This window comes from Draconibacterium sediminis (assembly GCF_000949475.1).
GTDB lineage: Bacteria > Bacteroidota > Bacteroidia > Bacteroidales > Prolixibacteraceae > Draconibacterium > Draconibacterium sediminis.
In genome coordinates this window covers 323,548-338,870 of the sequence record NZ_JRHC01000005.1, presented here as the reverse complement: position 1 = coordinate 338,870, position 15,323 = coordinate 323,548, and the positions used below count along the sequence as shown (strand labels likewise).

The 15,323-nt window shown below is 41.3% G+C and carries 14 protein-coding genes; 10 read left to right on the top strand and 4 right to left on the bottom strand.

The window, feature by feature from the left end; translation table 11 throughout:
- Nucleotides 1–13: 13 nt before the first annotated feature.
- On the bottom strand, nucleotides 14–2,203 hold the full coding sequence (locus LH29_RS18115; protein WP_045032492.1) for a peptidase domain-containing ABC transporter: 2,190 nt from the start codon (nucleotides 2,201–2,203) through the stop codon (nucleotides 14–16).
- Nucleotides 2,204–2,389: 186 nt separating this feature from the next.
- Here LH29_RS18115 and LH29_RS18110 point away from each other — a divergent pair, with 186 nt between their 5' ends.
- Complete coding sequence (locus LH29_RS18110) at nucleotides 2,390–2,914, top strand: hypothetical protein (protein WP_198152497.1); 525 nt, start codon at nucleotides 2,390–2,392, stop codon at nucleotides 2,912–2,914.
- A 47-nt stretch (nucleotides 2,915–2,961) separates the two neighbouring features.
- Complete coding sequence (locus LH29_RS18105) at nucleotides 2,962–3,462, top strand: hypothetical protein (RefSeq protein WP_045032490.1); 501 nt, start codon at nucleotides 2,962–2,964, stop codon at nucleotides 3,460–3,462.
- Between the two features lie 92 nt (nucleotides 3,463–3,554).
- On the opposite strand, the gene LH29_RS18100 is transcribed toward LH29_RS18105, so the two are convergent.
- A complete protein-coding gene (locus LH29_RS18100; protein WP_045032488.1) occupies nucleotides 3,555–3,845 on the bottom strand; it encodes a hypothetical protein in 291 nt (96 codons plus the stop codon).
- Between the two features lie 122 nt (nucleotides 3,846–3,967).
- Here LH29_RS18100 and LH29_RS18095 point away from each other — a divergent pair, with 122 nt between their 5' ends.
- The 8 genes from LH29_RS18095 (at nucleotide 3,968) to LH29_RS18060 (ending at nucleotide 13,143) form a co-directional block, all read left to right on the top strand.
- Nucleotides 3,968–4,651 (top strand): response regulator transcription factor, encoded by a 684-nt coding sequence (locus LH29_RS18095; RefSeq protein WP_045032485.1) that lies wholly within the window; start codon nucleotides 3,968–3,970, stop codon nucleotides 4,649–4,651.
- 24 nt (nucleotides 4,652–4,675) lie between these two features.
- Complete coding sequence (locus LH29_RS18090; RefSeq protein WP_045032483.1) at nucleotides 4,676–5,959, top strand: sensor histidine kinase; 1,284 nt, start codon at nucleotides 4,676–4,678, stop codon at nucleotides 5,957–5,959.
- Nucleotides 5,960–6,122: 163 nt separating this feature from the next.
- Nucleotides 6,123–7,376, top strand: coding sequence for a glutamyl-tRNA reductase (hemA, locus tag LH29_RS18085; protein ID WP_052671069.1), 1,254 nt, complete (start codon nucleotides 6,123–6,125; stop codon nucleotides 7,374–7,376).
- Nucleotides 7,373–9,085 carry a hydroxymethylbilane synthase gene (hemC, locus tag LH29_RS24345; protein WP_082063825.1) on the top strand — a complete coding sequence of 571 codons (1,713 nt, stop codon included), beginning with the start codon at nucleotides 7,373–7,375 and terminating at the stop codon, nucleotides 9,083–9,085. Before hemA ends, hemC begins: the two co-directional genes overlap by 4 nt.
- Before the next feature lie 11 nt (nucleotides 9,086–9,096).
- Nucleotides 9,097–10,080: a porphobilinogen synthase gene (hemB, locus tag LH29_RS24820; protein ID WP_045032481.1), complete on the top strand. Its 984-nt coding sequence runs from the start codon at nucleotides 9,097–9,099 to the stop codon at nucleotides 10,078–10,080.
- Between the two features lie 3 nt (nucleotides 10,081–10,083).
- Nucleotides 10,084–11,391, top strand: coding sequence for a glutamate-1-semialdehyde 2,1-aminomutase (hemL, locus tag LH29_RS24815; protein WP_045032479.1), 1,308 nt, complete (start codon nucleotides 10,084–10,086; stop codon nucleotides 11,389–11,391).
- Nucleotides 11,392–11,514: 123 nt separating this feature from the next.
- The gene (hemE, locus tag LH29_RS18065; protein ID WP_045032477.1) at nucleotides 11,515–12,546 is read left to right on the top strand and encodes a uroporphyrinogen decarboxylase; all 1,032 of its coding nucleotides are present in this window, start codon (nucleotides 11,515–11,517) and stop codon (nucleotides 12,544–12,546) included.
- A 141-nt stretch (nucleotides 12,547–12,687) separates the two neighbouring features.
- The gene (locus tag LH29_RS18060) at nucleotides 12,688–13,143 is read left to right on the top strand and encodes a hypothetical protein (RefSeq protein WP_045032475.1); all 456 of its coding nucleotides are present in this window, start codon (nucleotides 12,688–12,690) and stop codon (nucleotides 13,141–13,143) included.
- Between the two features lie 601 nt (nucleotides 13,144–13,744).
- Here LH29_RS18060 and cobA read toward each other — a convergent pair.
- Nucleotides 13,745–14,470, bottom strand: a complete 726-nt coding sequence (gene cobA, locus LH29_RS18055; RefSeq protein WP_045032474.1) for a uroporphyrinogen-III C-methyltransferase — start codon at nucleotides 14,468–14,470, stop codon at nucleotides 13,745–13,747.
- Between the two features lie 2 nt (nucleotides 14,471–14,472).
- Nucleotides 14,473–15,312 (bottom strand): Rossmann-fold NAD(P)-binding domain-containing protein, encoded by an 840-nt coding sequence (locus LH29_RS18050; protein ID WP_045032473.1) that lies wholly within the window; start codon nucleotides 15,310–15,312, stop codon nucleotides 14,473–14,475.
- Nucleotides 15,313–15,323 lie beyond the last annotated feature (11 nt).

The following is a 15,323-nucleotide window of genomic DNA, read 5'->3' as shown; positions in this document are numbered from 1 at the left end:
TGGTCACTAGTTATTAGTTACCTAATTCCAATTGGTTTTTTACCAGTTGATAATATTTTCCTTGTTTTGCAATCAGCTCTTCGTGCGTGCCGCGCTCAACAATTTCACCTATTTCGAGTACTATAATCTGATCGGCATTTTTTACCGTACTTAAACGGTGTGCCACAACAACCACTGTTTTACCGGCCGAGAACTTGTCCATGTTTTCCATGATCATTTTTTCGTTGTTGGCATCAAGCGCATTGGTTGCTTCATCAAAAAACAGGTACTCCGGCGATTTATAAATAGCCCGGGCAATCAATATTCGCTGTTTCTGCCCTTGACTTAAACCAACACCTTCCTGCCCTATTTTTGTATTGTAGCTTAACGGCAATGCTTCAATGTATTCCTGAATGTTAGCCATTTTAACTGCATTCAGCAAACGCTCCTGATCAATGAGTTCGTCATTCACCACAATGTTTTTTGCAATGCTGTCGGAAAATATAAAACCATCCTGCATTACAACGCCGCAGTTGTCGCGCCACATTTGCGGCGAATAATTGGCGAGTCGAGTTCCTCCAATTTTAATATCGCCGGCAACCGGCGGGTAAAAACCAAGCAACAATTTTATCAATGTGGTTTTCCCACTACCACTGGTTCCAACAATAGCAGTAGTTTTCTTTTCAGGAATTTCGAGGTTGATATGATTTAAAACTTTGGGCGAACGCGGACCTTCATACTGAAAAACCAAGTCGCTTATAGTTATTCCTTTATTTTCAGGCAGGTTTCGCAGATACGACTTGCCCGCTTCACTCTCATCCTTTTTATCGTGAATTTCAGCCAAACGCTCCAAACTAATTTTAGCATCTTGCGCTGTGTGCATAAAACCAATCAGCTGCCGCAAAGGTGTGTTCATTTGACCTATTATATATTGTATAGCCAACATTGCACCAAAAGAGAGTCCATCATTTACAACAGAAGTTGCAGCAATAATTATAATAATAATGTTTTTTGTTTCATTAATAACAACGGAACCCGCATCCTGGTACTGTTGCAACGAAAGGCTTTTCACACTCACTTTAAACAGCCCGGCCTGAACACGCTCCCACTCCCAGCGCTTTTGCTTTTCGTAGTTGTTCAGTTTAATCTCCTGCATCCCGTTAATGATCTGGATAAGCTTACTCTGATTTTCAGAAAGTTTACTAAAACGCTTAAAATCGAGCTCGCGCCGGCGTTTCATAAAAACATAGATCCAGACAAAATACAAGACCGAACCAACCATAAAGATCAAAAATATTGTCCAGCTGTAGATAGCCAGCACAATAGCAAAAACCACCAGATTAAAAACCGAGAACAACACTCCGATTGACTGGGCCGTTAAAAAGCGCTCAATCCGGTCATGATCTTCAATACGCTGCAAAATGTCGCCGATCATTTTCGAGTCGAAAAAGCCCAGCGGCAGTTTCATCAACTTGATCAGGAAATCGGAAATAATGGATATATTAATACGTGTACTGATGTGCAGCAAAATCCACGAACGGATAAACTCAACCGACATCCTACTGATAAACAAAACCAGTTGCGCGATAAGCACCAGGTAGATAAAGCCAATGTCTTGATTATTGATACCAATATCAACTACACTCTGCGTTAAAAATGGCAATACCAGCTGAATACAGCTTCCTAAAAAGAAACCAAGGATTAACTGAATTACCAGTTTTTTGTATGGTTTCAGGTAATTAAATACAAACTGAAATCCGGTACGTTTAACCTTGTCGTCTTCGCTTTGATAAAACTCGGGAGTTGGTTGCAAAAGCAGGCAAATTCCTTTTTCTTCGCCACCGGAAACGGTTGATATCCATTTTTCGCAAAACTCCTTTTCAGTATATTCAACCCGTCCAAAAGCAGGATCCGCCACACAAACTTTGCCTTTTTTTAACTGATGAACAACAACAAAATGTTCCTGTCCCCAATGTACAATACACGGCAGCGGCGCTTCATTCCTTAACTGCTGAAAGGTAATTTTCACACCCATCGAGCGCATCCCGATTGCTTCAGCAGCATCGCTGATTCCCAGTAACGATACACCTTCCCGGGTGATGTATGAGTTTTCACGAAGAAATTCGGTGGTGTAATGTTTCCCGTAATATTTGGCTACCATACGCAAACACGTAGGGCCGCAATCCATTGCATCAAATTGTTGATAAAACGGGAACTTTGACATAACTTTCTTTTGTTGCGGAAAGATAGAAAAAATTCTCAATGCTCCCGCCAGTATTGACGATTTGATACTAACAGAGTTATCAGCATACAAGGTCCGGCAGTATCGGTTTTTGTTTTTATCCGTTGCTATAAAGTTGGTTACAATAATTAATTATATTTGCTAACGCTCAACATAATTAGTTTCAGAATGCACCTCAAAATTCGAATTTCTTTATTCATGCTTTTTTGCCTGCCTGTATTTGCCTTGGCCCAACAGCCAAAATACGACATTCAGGTTGTTAGCTGTATTGAATCGCTGGTTCCGAGCGGCCTGGGAAGATCGCGAATGATTTCGCCGGTTGTGGAAGTAAATTACCAGGATTTTACCTCGCAACAAACGGCAGCAAAAAACGACAAAAACAAAAGTAAACGAAGTGAAATACGCATTAAGGAATATGAAGAAACCAAGTTACTGAACTTCTACAACGAAGGAGGAATCCGGTTCCAGAACATTGCCTCGAATGATGCGTTGATAACATCGAAAATTAACGAAATGCTGTCCAACGGATGGGAGCTGTTTGATGTAAAAACCGGTGTTGAAAGCAAAATGGCCAATGCCAGTGTGAAAAAAGAAATCTTCAAGGCACTGATTAATGACGATAGCGAAAGTGCGAATGATCCGAACGGATTATTTCTTACACGATATTATTTCAGAAAAGAAATTAAAGAATAAGGATTCGTCATCCAGAACAAGTTATAAATCACAAAAACAAATACAAAATGAAACAAGCACTCATGTTCATCCTTTTGGCGATATTTTTATCGCCGGCAGCTAACGGACAGGAAACTCCGCAATACGAGGTAAAAATAATTACCACTATCGAATCGATTATTCCAAGTGGCGTTGGCCGTTCGCGTTTAATTTCTACCGACCACGAAGTGGATTACAAAGAATTTACCACACGACAAACAGCCGAAAACGGCGACAGAAACAAAAGCGACCGCGAAGAAATTCGTATTAAGGATTACGACGAAACAAAACTGCTCAACTTTTTTAATGTTGGAGGTATCCGTTTTCAGAACATTGCTTCGAACGATGCATTGTTAACCTCTAAAATTAACGATATGATGAGCCAGGGATGGGAACTGGCTTTTGTAAATACCGGTGTTGAAAGTTACGGCGGTGCTGATGACACCAATGGTATTTTTATTACACGCTATATCTTTAAACGCCAGAAAACAGAAGAAACGCATTCGCTTCAGGATACAATCCCGGAATAAAACAATACAAAAAAACACAATAGTATTACTGTATAAAAAGTTGATTCTATTGTGTTTTTTATGATCTCACAAAACTCTGCAACTCCCCAATATCATAACAGAATAAAGATCAGATAAATTAAAGCAGGAAGAAATCCAAGCAACGATATTGGCCTTGCCGAATTCTGAAATCGTTCTTTCTCGCTTAAATAATAAAATAGTGCAACCGGCAGCACTGCAATTACCATACTTATTCCAAAAAAATCGAAAAATGCCCCCTTTTCAGTTAGAAAACGAAATTGGTGCGTTCTTTCCCTAAAATAAAAAATGGCAGCTGAAATAACGGCTGAAACAAGAATAATTACCACCGGATAAATACGGCAACAAAGTTTATTTTTTTGCATAGCGCAAGATAATTATAAAGTTTTTGAACGGTACAACTTAAAGGCCATATTCTAACTCAGTTGGAACAAATGACGACATAAGATTGAAAAGTTATTATATTGCAAATTGAAAATAAGCATTCATGAAGATTCTGATTATAGAAGACGAAATAGCTTTATCAGACGCCATTTTTCAGTACCTGACCGATGAAGGTTATGTGTGCGAAACAGCCTACGATTACAACACGGCGGCCGAACATATTGAAATTCATTTTTACGATTGCATTTTGGTAGATATTAATTTACCGGGCGGCAGCGGGCTCGACCTTATCCGCCAGGTAAAAAAGGACAATAAAAAAATGGGGATCATTATTATTTCGGCGCGCGATTCGGTGGAAAACAGAATTGAAGGGCTTGAAATCGGTGCTGATAATTACCTCACAAAACCTTTTCACCTGGCCGAATTAAATGCGCACTTAAAATCGATTAACCGGCGAATAAATTTTGATGGCGACAATCATATTCTGGTCAACGAAATAAAGATTCTTCCTGATTCGCACCAGGTTTTTGTGAACGACAATGAGTTGCAACTCACCAAAAAAGAGTACGAACTGCTTCAGTTTTTTGTGGCCAACAAAAACAAGGTAATTACCAAAACCGGTTTGGCGCAACATCTTTGGGGCGATTACATGGACATTGCCGATTCGTACGATTTTATATACGGCCATATTAAAAACCTGCGCAAAAAGCTGATAAAAAAAGGATGTGCCGATTATATTAAAACCATATACGGCGTTGGTTATAAATTTGATTTAACCCAGGAATAAAAGGCAAAGCCAGAAAGAAAAATAATGAAACTACTTACCAAAATAAGTCTCAATTTCCTCTCCATTTCGCTTTTCATTTTTCTGGTAGGGCTAATCGCTTTTTATTTTTTACTTCGTCAGCAAGTAAACCAAAACATTAATGTTGAGTTACAAAAACGGCAAACCAGTATTCTGAACGAATTGAAATCCGCACACTCGGCTGCTACCACACCGACCGATTTTGAAAAAAAGGTTGAAATAACTCCGATTCCTGCTAACCAAACTCCGGTTGAAGGTTATTCCGATACGCTAATTGTGAACAATGAAACAGGTGCTTACACCGCTTACCGTCAACTGCAGTTTGTTTCGGAGATTGGCGGACAAAAATACCTGGTACGAATCTTTAAATCGCATGCCGAAACCGACAACCTGATGGTGCGCATTATTTTATCGATGACACTGCTGGTAGTTGCCCTTATTGTAGGACTTTTGGTGCTAAACCGGCATATTTCGCAAAAAACACTAAAATCGTTTTACGACACCATCAACAAAATAAAAAAATACGACCTGAACACCCACGAAGATTTTCAGTTGAAAGAAAGTGACATCAAGGAATTCAACGAGCTAAACAAGGTTTTGACTTCGATGACCGAGCGCATAAAAGAAGACTATTATAACCTTAAGGAATATACTGAAAATGCCTCGCACGAGCTGCAGACTCCCATTGCCGTAATTATTTCAAAAATGGAGCTTTTGCTGCAGTCGGATTGTATGCAGGAGAAAGAACTAAAAACAATTAGTGACGCGTACGAAGCTTCCAACAAACTTTCGCGTCTGACCAATACCTTGCTGTTGCTTTCTAAAATCGGTAACCGTCAATTTCCGGAAGTCAAAAAAATTGATCTAACACAAATTATCAACACACAACTTTCGTTCCTTGAAGATGTTATCGAAAGCAAAAAGATTTCGGTGGAAAGCCCCGACAAAGCATATTTTGTTGAAATGAATCCGTACCTGGCCGACATTCTTATTTCCAACCTGTTAAAAAACGCCATCCGTCACAATTACAAAAATGGTTCGATTTCGATAACTACAAACGAAAAACAGCTAACGATTGCCAACAGCGGTGAAAAAATTGAGGGAAACGCCGACGATATTTTCAAACGATTTTACAAATCATCATCCTCCGACAGTTCGGTTGGATTGGGGCTTGCCATCGTTCAGAAAATATGCGAAGTTTCGGGTTTTAAGGCCCTTTATTCCTATGAGAATAATCTGCACAATTTTAGCATTATTTTCACCCCGGAAGCAAAGAATTTTGAAGACTGAATATCAGAATAACAACACCGCATAATCCCCTGTTTTTCTGACACATTAACACAACACTTACAAGCCTTTGTTCAATACCCCTCCAAATCTGGTTTTTTCTACAGATTTTCTACAGATTGTTTTAATAGTATTGTTTCAAAATCAAGACTTAATCAATTCATTCATGATAGGATTACTTGGATTAAACCACAAAACTGCTCCGATAAAAGTTCGCGAGAAATTTGTTTTTTGCGAAGAAGATGTGAAGCGTTTTGTGCCGCAATTAATCGACGCAGGTATAAACGGTGCAATCGTTGTTTCAACATGCAACCGTACCGAAATATATTTTGACTACCCGGAAAAAGACATTTTTGATTGTACATCAACATTGGCAAAAATGCTTTTTGATTGGAGGAAAGCGGATAAAAGTGTGGGAGCACATTTTTACCATAAATTTCAGGACGAAGCTTCACAACATTTATTCCGTGTAGCATCGGGCCTCGACTCGATGGCGCTGGGCGAATACCAGATTGTTGGCCAGTTGAAAGATGCTTTTGCCATTGCCGACAAATATGAGCTGCACACTCCAACTCTAATTCGCCTGTTTAACAAGGCTTTTGAGGCCGGTAAAAAAGTTAGAACAGAAACTGCACTCTCAAAAGGAGCCGTTTCGATTAGTTACGCTGCCGTTGAACTGGCTAACAAAAAACTGCACAATCTTAGTTCGCATCCAACATTGCTGCTTGGAGCTGGTCAAACAGGTGAGTTAACTCTGCAAAACCTGCTGAAAAAAGGGTGCAACAAGTTCACCATTATTAACCGTACCGCAGAAAAAGCGCAGGAACTGGCAAAACGCTATAAGGGTGTGGCCAGAGAATTTTCGGAACTGCAAAATGAACTGGTTCACAACGACATTGTAGTTACGTCAACCGCATCGAAAAAGCCACTTATTACAAAAGAAATGGTGGAACAGGTAATGATTGAAAGACAACATAAACCAATGTTTTTTGTCGATCTTTCGGTACCGCATAACGTTGCACCGGACGTAGCAGAAATAGAAAATGTTTTTGTTAACGATATCGACGATTTAAATGCCGTTGTCGATAAAACATTTGATATTCGTAAGGGTGAAATCGAAAAAGCAGAAGCTATCATTGCCGAGTTTGTTACCGATTTTAGCGACTGGCAACACACCCGTAACCTTACTCCGACTTTCCAAAGCATCAGCGATAATTTCAGGAAAATAAATGAAGCGGAACTCGAAGGTTTCATAAAACGTCAGTCGAAAGACAACACCGAAGAAGCTTCGATGTACGCCGACCACATTACCAACAAATTTATCCGCCTGATGATCAAAAATGTAAAATCGATTACCGATAACGGGCGCAAAAAAGAATACATCGAACTCGTTAACGATCTGTTCAAGCTTGCTCCATGAAACATATAATTCGCATTGGTACACGAGGCAGTAAACTTGCCTTATATCAAGCTTATAGGGTAAAAGATGTACTGACACCGAAATTCCCTGAAAAGCAATTTGAGATTGTCGTTATTAAAACAAAAGGCGACAAAATTCTGGATGTGCCGTTGTCAAAAATCGGAGACAAAGGACTTTTTACCAAAGAGCTTGAAGTAGCCATGTTCAACGACGAAATCGACATGGCCGTACACAGTTTAAAAGACCTTCCCACGATTTTTCCTGAAGGAACAAAACTGGGCGCTGTGCTGGAAAGAGGCACTGTTAACGATGCACTGGTCAGCAAAGATCACTTAAAACTTTCGGAATTAACTTCGGAGCATACCATTGCCACTTCAAGTTTACGCCGCAAAGCACAATTGCTTCGTTTGAATCCCGACTTTAATATCGTCGAAATCAGGGGCAATGTAAACACCCGCATCCGCAAAATGAATGAAGGTTACTGCGATGCAATGATAATGGCAGGTGCGGGATTACAACGCCTCGAAATGGATGAAGCGATCACCGAAATTCTTGATCCGGAAACGATGATTCCGGCTTGCGGACAGGGTGCAATCGCAATCGAAATAAAAGATAACGATCCGGAGATTGAAGCCATTATCGCACAAATCAATCACAAGGAAACGATGATAACAAGTTCGGCAGAACGTGTGTTTCTGAATACTTTGGAAGGCGGATGCCAGATTCCGGTGGGAAGCACCTGCAAAGTTGAAGGTGATCAGGTAAAGATAACCGGTTTTATTGCCAGCATCGACGGAAGTAAATTTTTGAAAGAAACAGCAACCGGACCGGTTGAAGATGCCAATGAATTGGCAAGAAACCTGGCCAATAAATTATTTAACGCCGGCGGAAAAGAAATTCTGGATGCAATCCGCACGGAGAATTTACCTGTTACAAAAACGGAACTTCCGCTAAATGACAAGGTGATCATTTCAACTCGTCCGGCTGATATTCACGATGATCTTCCTGAGCTGCTTACAAAAGCAGGCGCATCGGTTGTTTCGCTGCCAATGATTCAAATTGAACAGACACAACTGACTGCAGCAGAAGAACAATCTTTACAAAATCTCGATCAGTTTCAGTGGATTATTTTCACCAGCAAAAATGGCGTTGTTAGTTTCTTCAAACAACTTATCGAAACCTTAGGCAATACCACTTTGCCCAACGATTTAAAGATTGCCGTGATTGGCAAAAACACAGCAGCAGAACTGGATTATTACGGTTATGCGCCGTATTTTACGGCAAGTGAGAATTCATCTGACGGCCTGCTAAAGGAATTAGCAGAGAAGCACAATCTGCAAAACCAAAATATTTTACTGGCCCTCGGAAAGCTGGCCGGTAATAAACTGGAAACAGAATTATCAAAAACAAATTCTGTTACCCGTATCAATACATATCAAACGGTAAAACCTTCGGGTGCTGATTCGAAAATACTGGATACGATTTCGAATGACAATTACGATCTGATCGTATTTACAAGTCCGTCAACGTTTAACAATTTCTGCCACTTTTATGGCACTGAAAATATTTCATGTGTGAAAATGGCCAGCATTGGTGAAACAACCTCGGAAGCTATCCGACAAGGTGGTGCCGAACCATTGGTTACCGCAGAAAATTCAAATGCTGAAGGACTGTACAAAGCAATAATCGACTATTATCTAACCAAATAAAACTACACTATATGATGTTTCCTGAAACAAGATTAAGAAGATTAAGATACAATTCGGTTTTACGCGACATGGTAACCGAAACAAAACTATCGGTTGACGATTTGGTGATGCCACTTTTTGTTTGTGCCGGAACCAACGTTCGCAACCCGATCAGCTCGATGCCGGGTAACTTTCAATTATCGGTTGAAAACCTGGTTGAGGAATGTAAAGATGTTGTTGCATCAGGCGTGAAAGCAGTTCTTTTGTTTGGTATTCCTGCCGAAAAGGACGAAGATGGAACAGTTGCCTGTCAGCACAACGGCATTGTACAGCAAGCCATTCGTGCCATAAAAGCAGAGCTTCCCAATTTGTATATCATTGCCGATGTTTGCAACTGCGAATACACCACACACGGACACTGCGGAACCATAATTGATGGCGATGTGGATAACGATACCACGCTTGAAACACTGGCTGCACAATCGGTTTCACTGGCAGAATCCGGTGCAGACATGATCGCTCCGAGCGATATGATGGACGGTCGCGTTGGACGAATCCGTGAAGCATTGGACGAAAATAAATTCGAGAAAATTCCGATCATGGCTTATTCGGCTAAATATGCATCGGGTTTTTACGGGCCATTCCGTGAAGCTGCGGAAAGTGCACCAAAATTTGGCAACCGTGCCACTTATCAAATGAATCCGGCCAATTCAGACGAAGCCATGCGCGAGGTAGAACTCGACATTGCCGAAGGTGCCGATATTGTGATGGTAAAACCGGCGCTCTCGTTCCTGGATATTATATACCGTGTAAAAACCGAATTCAAAATGCCAACGGCAGCCTATAATGTTAGCGGCGAATTTTCAATGCTAAAAGCAGCTGCAGAGAAGGATTGGATCGACGGGCCGCGTGTGATGATGGAAATTCTTACCTCGATAAAAAGAGCCGGTGCCGATATTATTATTACGTATTCAGCTGTTGACGCAGCGAAAATTTTGAATGGAATAAAAGGATAAAACATGCAGTTTTCAAAAAGTATAGAAGCATTTCAGCAAGCTCAGCAAAGTATTCCGGGAGGCGTAAACTCTCCGGTTCGGGCTTTTAAAAGTGTCAATTTAAATCCGGTTTTTATCGACTGTGCCAAAGGCTCAACAGTTGTAGATATTGACGGTAACCAATACACTGATTTTGTATCGTCATGGGGACCACTGATTTTTGGTCATGCCCACCCTGAAATTGTGTCGGCTATTAACAAAGCAGCACAAAAAGGTACCAGTTACGGAGCTCCTACTTTGTACGAAACAGAAATGGCGGAGCTGATCGTTGAGATGGTGCCTTCGATAGAAAAAGTACGAATGGTTAACTCGGGAACCGAGGCTACAATGAGCGCCATCCGTTTGGCACGTGGAACCACAGGCCGCGAGAAAATTGTAAAGTTCGTGGGTAATTACCACGGTCACGGCGACAGCTTCCTGATCAAAGCAGGCTCAGGTGCTATCACTTTGGGATTGCCTGATAGTCCGGGCGTAACTGCCGGAAATGCAAAAGATACCTTGCTGGCCAATTATAACGATCTGGCTTCGGTAGAACAATTATTCGCTGAAAACGGAGAAAATATTGCTGCAATTATTGTTGAACCGGTTGCCGGAAACATGGGTGTTGTTCTTCCTGAAAAAGGATTTTTGGAAGGCCTGCGCGAAATCGCCACAAAAAATGGCGCACTACTAATTTTTGACGAGGTGATCACCGGTTTTCGTTTGGCCAAAGGTGGTGCTCAGGAATACTTTAATGTAATGCCCGACATTACCACGCTGGGTAAAATTATTGGCGGAGGATTGCCGGTTGGCGCTTATGGTGGTAAAAAAGAAATTATGGATCAGCTGGCACCAAACGGCCCGATTTACCAGGCAGGAACCCTGTCGGGAAATCCGTTGGCAATGGCAGCCGGAAGCACCATGTTGAAACTGATCCGGAACACTGCCGACTTCTACCCGGAACTGGAGCGCAAAGCTAAAAAGCTGGAAGAAGGAATTCGCAACAACCTGAAAGAAACAGGTATCAAAGCAGTGTTGAACCGTGTTGGATCGATGATGACCTTGTTCTTCACTAACGAAGAAAAAGTGAGCTCATATGAGGAAGCAATGAGTGCAGACACAACACGTTATGCAAAATATTTCAAACTATCATTGGAAAGCGGAATGTACATTGCGCCGTCGCAGTTTGAATGTTTGTTTGTTTCGTACGCACACTCCGACGAAGATATCGACAACATCATCGCTGCCAATTTAAACGCCTTAAAAGAACTAAAAAGATTGAGAGAAGATTGAAAACAGATTGATGGAGATTGGCTCAATCTCATCAATCCATTCAATCATATCAATCTACACAGTTGGAAATATTTTGCAGATAGTTACACAAATTTTGTTGATAAGAAAGAAATACCAAAATAGATGGAAAAAGGAATATTTATAAAAACACTTGAAGGGCAAAAAACGGAACGACCACCGGTGTGGTTTATGCGTCAGGCGGGAAGAGTTTTGCCGTCGTACCTTGAAATGAGAAAGCAGTACAGTTTTGCAGCACTGATGCGCGATCCGGAACTGGCAGCCAAAGTTACGCTTCTGCCTGTTTACGATTTGGGCGTTGACGCAGCGATTCTTTTTTCCGATATTCTTGTAATTCCCGAGGCAATGGGAATGGAATTGACGTTCACCGATTCAGGGCCACGATTTGCAACAGCTTTGAAAGATCTTGACGATCCGATGTCACTTATCAACCCGGACGCCACAAAACTGGAATACATTTATGATGTTATCGATAAAATTCAGGAAACCAAACCGGCGGATTTCCCGTTGATCGGTTTTTGCGGAGCTCCGTTTACCACGCTTTGTTACATGGTGCAGGGATTGGGAACAAACCACACGTTCCCTGATGCGGTTTCGCTGTTGTATAAAGACAAAAAGCTGGCAAAACAACTGTTAGGTGCCATTACCGATTTATCGATTGAGTATGCATTAAACCAGGTAAAACATGGCGTGGCAGCTTTTCAGATTTTTGAAACGCACGCCGGACTTATTCCTGCTGATTTATATATGGAATTGATTATGCCGTTTGTACGAAAAATATCGGCAGCAGTAATGGAAACAGGCACCCCAACTATTTTCTTACCAAAAGGATTGGGAACCGGGTTAAAACAATTACAATCCGGCGATGCCGACTTTATCAGTGTCGACTGGCAAGTACCAATTAAAGAAGCACGCGAAATGATCCCGGCAGATATGGGAATTCAGGGAAATCTTGACCCGCGTATTTTATTTGCCAACCAGGAAGTAATTGAAGCTAAGTTGCAGGAATACCTTTCGTTTGGAGCAGAAGAAGACAAATGGATTTTTAATGTGGGACATGGATTTGTTCCCGGCATTCCGGTTGAAAATGCTAAATTCGTTGTCGACTGGATCAAAAGTGCAAACTGGAACGGTTGAATTTCTATTGACGAAAGATCAGAAAAGCTGATTCAATGAAATTCGGAAAATGAAATTGATATTGCTCAAATGGTTTGATTAGTTTGAATTGGTTTGAGAATTTGAGAATTGTAACTGTAAACTGAGACTGAATACTTGAAAATGATGAATCTGAGCGCCATAATCACATCCGACGTAGTAAAAATAATACACGACATTGTTAGTGTATCATTTTTACTTTTGGCGGTTACGTTGATTTACCGCTCGGTTCGTGGAATAAAAAACCAGCTCCCTTACGCCAAAACCGACAAGTATGTTGCCATTGCTTTTATTGTGGCGTTGTACCTGCAACTTATTTTAGGGTTGATAATGTTTACGAATCTGGGATCAGGTTTCGATTTTCAGTACATCCCCGACGAAAGCAATAACATGGTTGCCAAAAGATTGTGGCCCGTAGAACACATTGTTCTTATGTTGTTCGCTCTTTTTATTGCCAACCTCGGATTAATATCTTCATTCCTGACAAAACAGAGTCGTAGCCGGTTTATAAAAATACTCGTTTACTATTCTGTTTCAGTTGTTCTTATTGCGATTTCGTTGTTATCGATTTACGCCTAACAGTAGCTTATTAATTTGCCATTTGCCAAACTATCTTTTGAAACCCATAAAAATTTAAATCTCCTGCCGGAGGCCTTCATTTTTGCCTTAATGCAAAAACGAAGCAAAAAAATCAAGGCTGCTTTTGATCTTTATCCTCCGTTTCATAAAACCTAAATTCGGACGGGTGATCTCCTCAATTCTTCGGAGCTTCCCGCTCTCATTAAGGTTTCATTTCACCTCCTGACAAAGACCAAAAGAGGCCGTTCCACTAATGAAACGCCTTTTTAAAATTCAATATATTTCTACAAATAATAGGTGGCGCTGCAATTCTAGTTCTCCCTAAACCTACAGAGCAATGAAACTGGTGCGGGCTCGTCAAAAATCCGTCAGTCGGGCTAACCCACAACATTGAAAAAACGCAAAGGTTATTTTTTGACAAGATTTTTGGTTCCTTTTCATCGACTGGAATTGAGCAAAGCGAAATCGTGAACACCTCATGTTTCTATTTCTGTGAACAAAAGGAACTGCCCGTCTGGCATGAAGACAAAAGAAACTAAAATAATCTGGCCACGAAGTTTTTTGAGTACTGCAAAACAGCAACGAACATTAAATTGCTATATCAACACTCCATTCTCAGATAAATCAAAGCAGGAGTTTTTACAGGTGTTTCACTATTCAAAGAAACCATCTCCTGCAATGTTCCTTTAAACTTTTGTGCATCCCAACGGCCGGAACGCGACACAATCGTTGCCTGAATACACTCGCGGTGAACGACATCCAGTGCTTCGTAGATTTCCTCCAGTACTTTCGTGCCCATGTAAATCACAGCGGTTCCGCGGTTTTCCAGAATACTTACCAACTGTTTTACGCTGAGTAATTTCCCGGCCACATCGCGCCCCGAAAGCAGGTGCAGCGAGTTGCTTCCCCGCCGGTCGGTTAACGGAATGCCAAATTCTGCCGACGCCGCATTAAACGCCGAAATGCCCGGTACCACTTCAAAAGGAATATTCTTTTCCTGCAGATACGAGGTTTCTTCCGCTCCCCGGCTAAAAATCATTGGATCTCCCGATTTCACACGCACCACCACTTTCCCCTGTTTTGCGTGCTTTTCAATTTTGTGGTGGATGGAGTTTTGCCGCTCCGTTACATCAACGCCATCGCCGGCACGTTTACCCACAAAAATAAGTTCTGCATTCTCCGGGAAAAGCGTCCGAACATCGCGCGAAATCAAGGCATCGTATAAAATCACATCTGCCTCTTTAATACAATCGTGCGCTTTCACAGTGAGTAAATCTGCCGGTCCGGGGCCCGCTCCTACAATATAAACTTTTCCCAACTGTTCCATTGCTAAATTCTGTAGGCCCACTCTTCCACTTCTTTTAAGTAGTCCATCGGACTTTGATACGCGAACTTAAAATCCAACGCCTCAATAAGTTTGTCGCTGTTAATCACCTTGTAACTTCCTTTGTCTTTTGAAAACACCGGAATTGGCATATCACTGATTTTTGCAGCTTTTGCATAAAACTCATTACGTCCGGGATGCTCAGGGCTCGATGCATTGAACACCTCGCCCCAAATATTTTTTTCAATAATTTGAGTGATGATATTTATGCAATCGTCGCGGTGAATCAAATTAACAGGTGCATCAAAAACCGGTGTATTTTTGCCTTGTACAAAACGTGCCGGATTGCGATCGTATCCGATCAAACCACCGAAACGAATTACCGTAGTTTGAAATGCCGGATTATCCAGCAACAGTTTTTCCGCTTTTAACAATGCTCGCCCACTGGCTTTTTCCGGCGTTCCCTCATCGCCTTCTTTTACTTCTGCATTTTTCGATTCGTACACAGACGTTGAAGAAATAAAAAGAACTTTTTTAATGTTCAGCTCCTCAACTTTGGCAATCACCTGCTCAATTTTCTTTGGGTATGAGTCCTCCACACAATCTGTTCGCGTTGGCGGAATGCTGATAATAAGCACATCGGTATTGAAAAAACTATTGTAATCCACCGTCAGCGATTGCGCTTTGGCTTTCACATAAAATGCACTAATTCCACTTACCTCAAGCCTGTTGTAACTTTGCGTTGACGCCACCGATCCTTTAACTTTCCAGCCTTTTCGGAGCAATGATCTTCCCAACGCTGTTCCAAGCCATCCGCAACCTAATATCGATACTGTTGTTCTCATGTTTGTTTGCT

Bases quoted from the DNA above. Each gene is read 5' to 3' on its own strand.
- LH29_RS18115 (WP_045032492.1), bottom strand. From the start codon at position 2,203: ATGTCAAAGTTCCCGTTTTATCAACAATTTGATGCAATGGATTGCGGC.
- hemC (WP_082063825.1), top strand. From the start codon at position 7,373: ATGAAACATATAATTCGCATTGGTACACGAGGCAGTAAACTTGCCTTA.
- hemL (WP_045032479.1), top strand. From the start codon at position 10,084: ATGCAGTTTTCAAAAAGTATAGAAGCATTTCAGCAAGCTCAGCAAAGT.
- hemE (WP_045032477.1), top strand. From the start codon at position 11,515: ATGGAAAAAGGAATATTTATAAAAACACTTGAAGGGCAAAAAACGGAA.
- LH29_RS18050 (WP_045032473.1), bottom strand. From the start codon at position 15,312: ATGAGAACAACAGTATCGATATTAGGTTGCGGATGGCTTGGAACAGCG.
- LH29_RS18095 (WP_045032485.1), top strand. From the start codon at position 3,968: ATGAAGATTCTGATTATAGAAGACGAAATAGCTTTATCAGACGCCATT.
- cobA (WP_045032474.1), bottom strand. From the start codon at position 14,470: ATGGAACAGTTGGGAAAAGTTTATATTGTAGGAGCGGGCCCCGGACCG.
- LH29_RS18090 (WP_045032483.1), top strand. From the start codon at position 4,676: ATGAAACTACTTACCAAAATAAGTCTCAATTTCCTCTCCATTTCGCTT.
- LH29_RS18060 (WP_045032475.1), top strand. From the start codon at position 12,688: ATGATGAATCTGAGCGCCATAATCACATCCGACGTAGTAAAAATAATA.
- LH29_RS18110 (WP_198152497.1), top strand. From the start codon at position 2,390: ATGCACCTCAAAATTCGAATTTCTTTATTCATGCTTTTTTGCCTGCCT.
- hemB (WP_045032481.1), top strand. From the start codon at position 9,097: ATGATGTTTCCTGAAACAAGATTAAGAAGATTAAGATACAATTCGGTT.
- LH29_RS18100 (WP_045032488.1), bottom strand. From the start codon at position 3,845: ATGCAAAAAAATAAACTTTGTTGCCGTATTTATCCGGTGGTAATTATT.
- hemA (WP_052671069.1), top strand. From the start codon at position 6,123: ATGATAGGATTACTTGGATTAAACCACAAAACTGCTCCGATAAAAGTT.
- LH29_RS18105 (WP_045032490.1), top strand. From the start codon at position 2,962: ATGAAACAAGCACTCATGTTCATCCTTTTGGCGATATTTTTATCGCCG.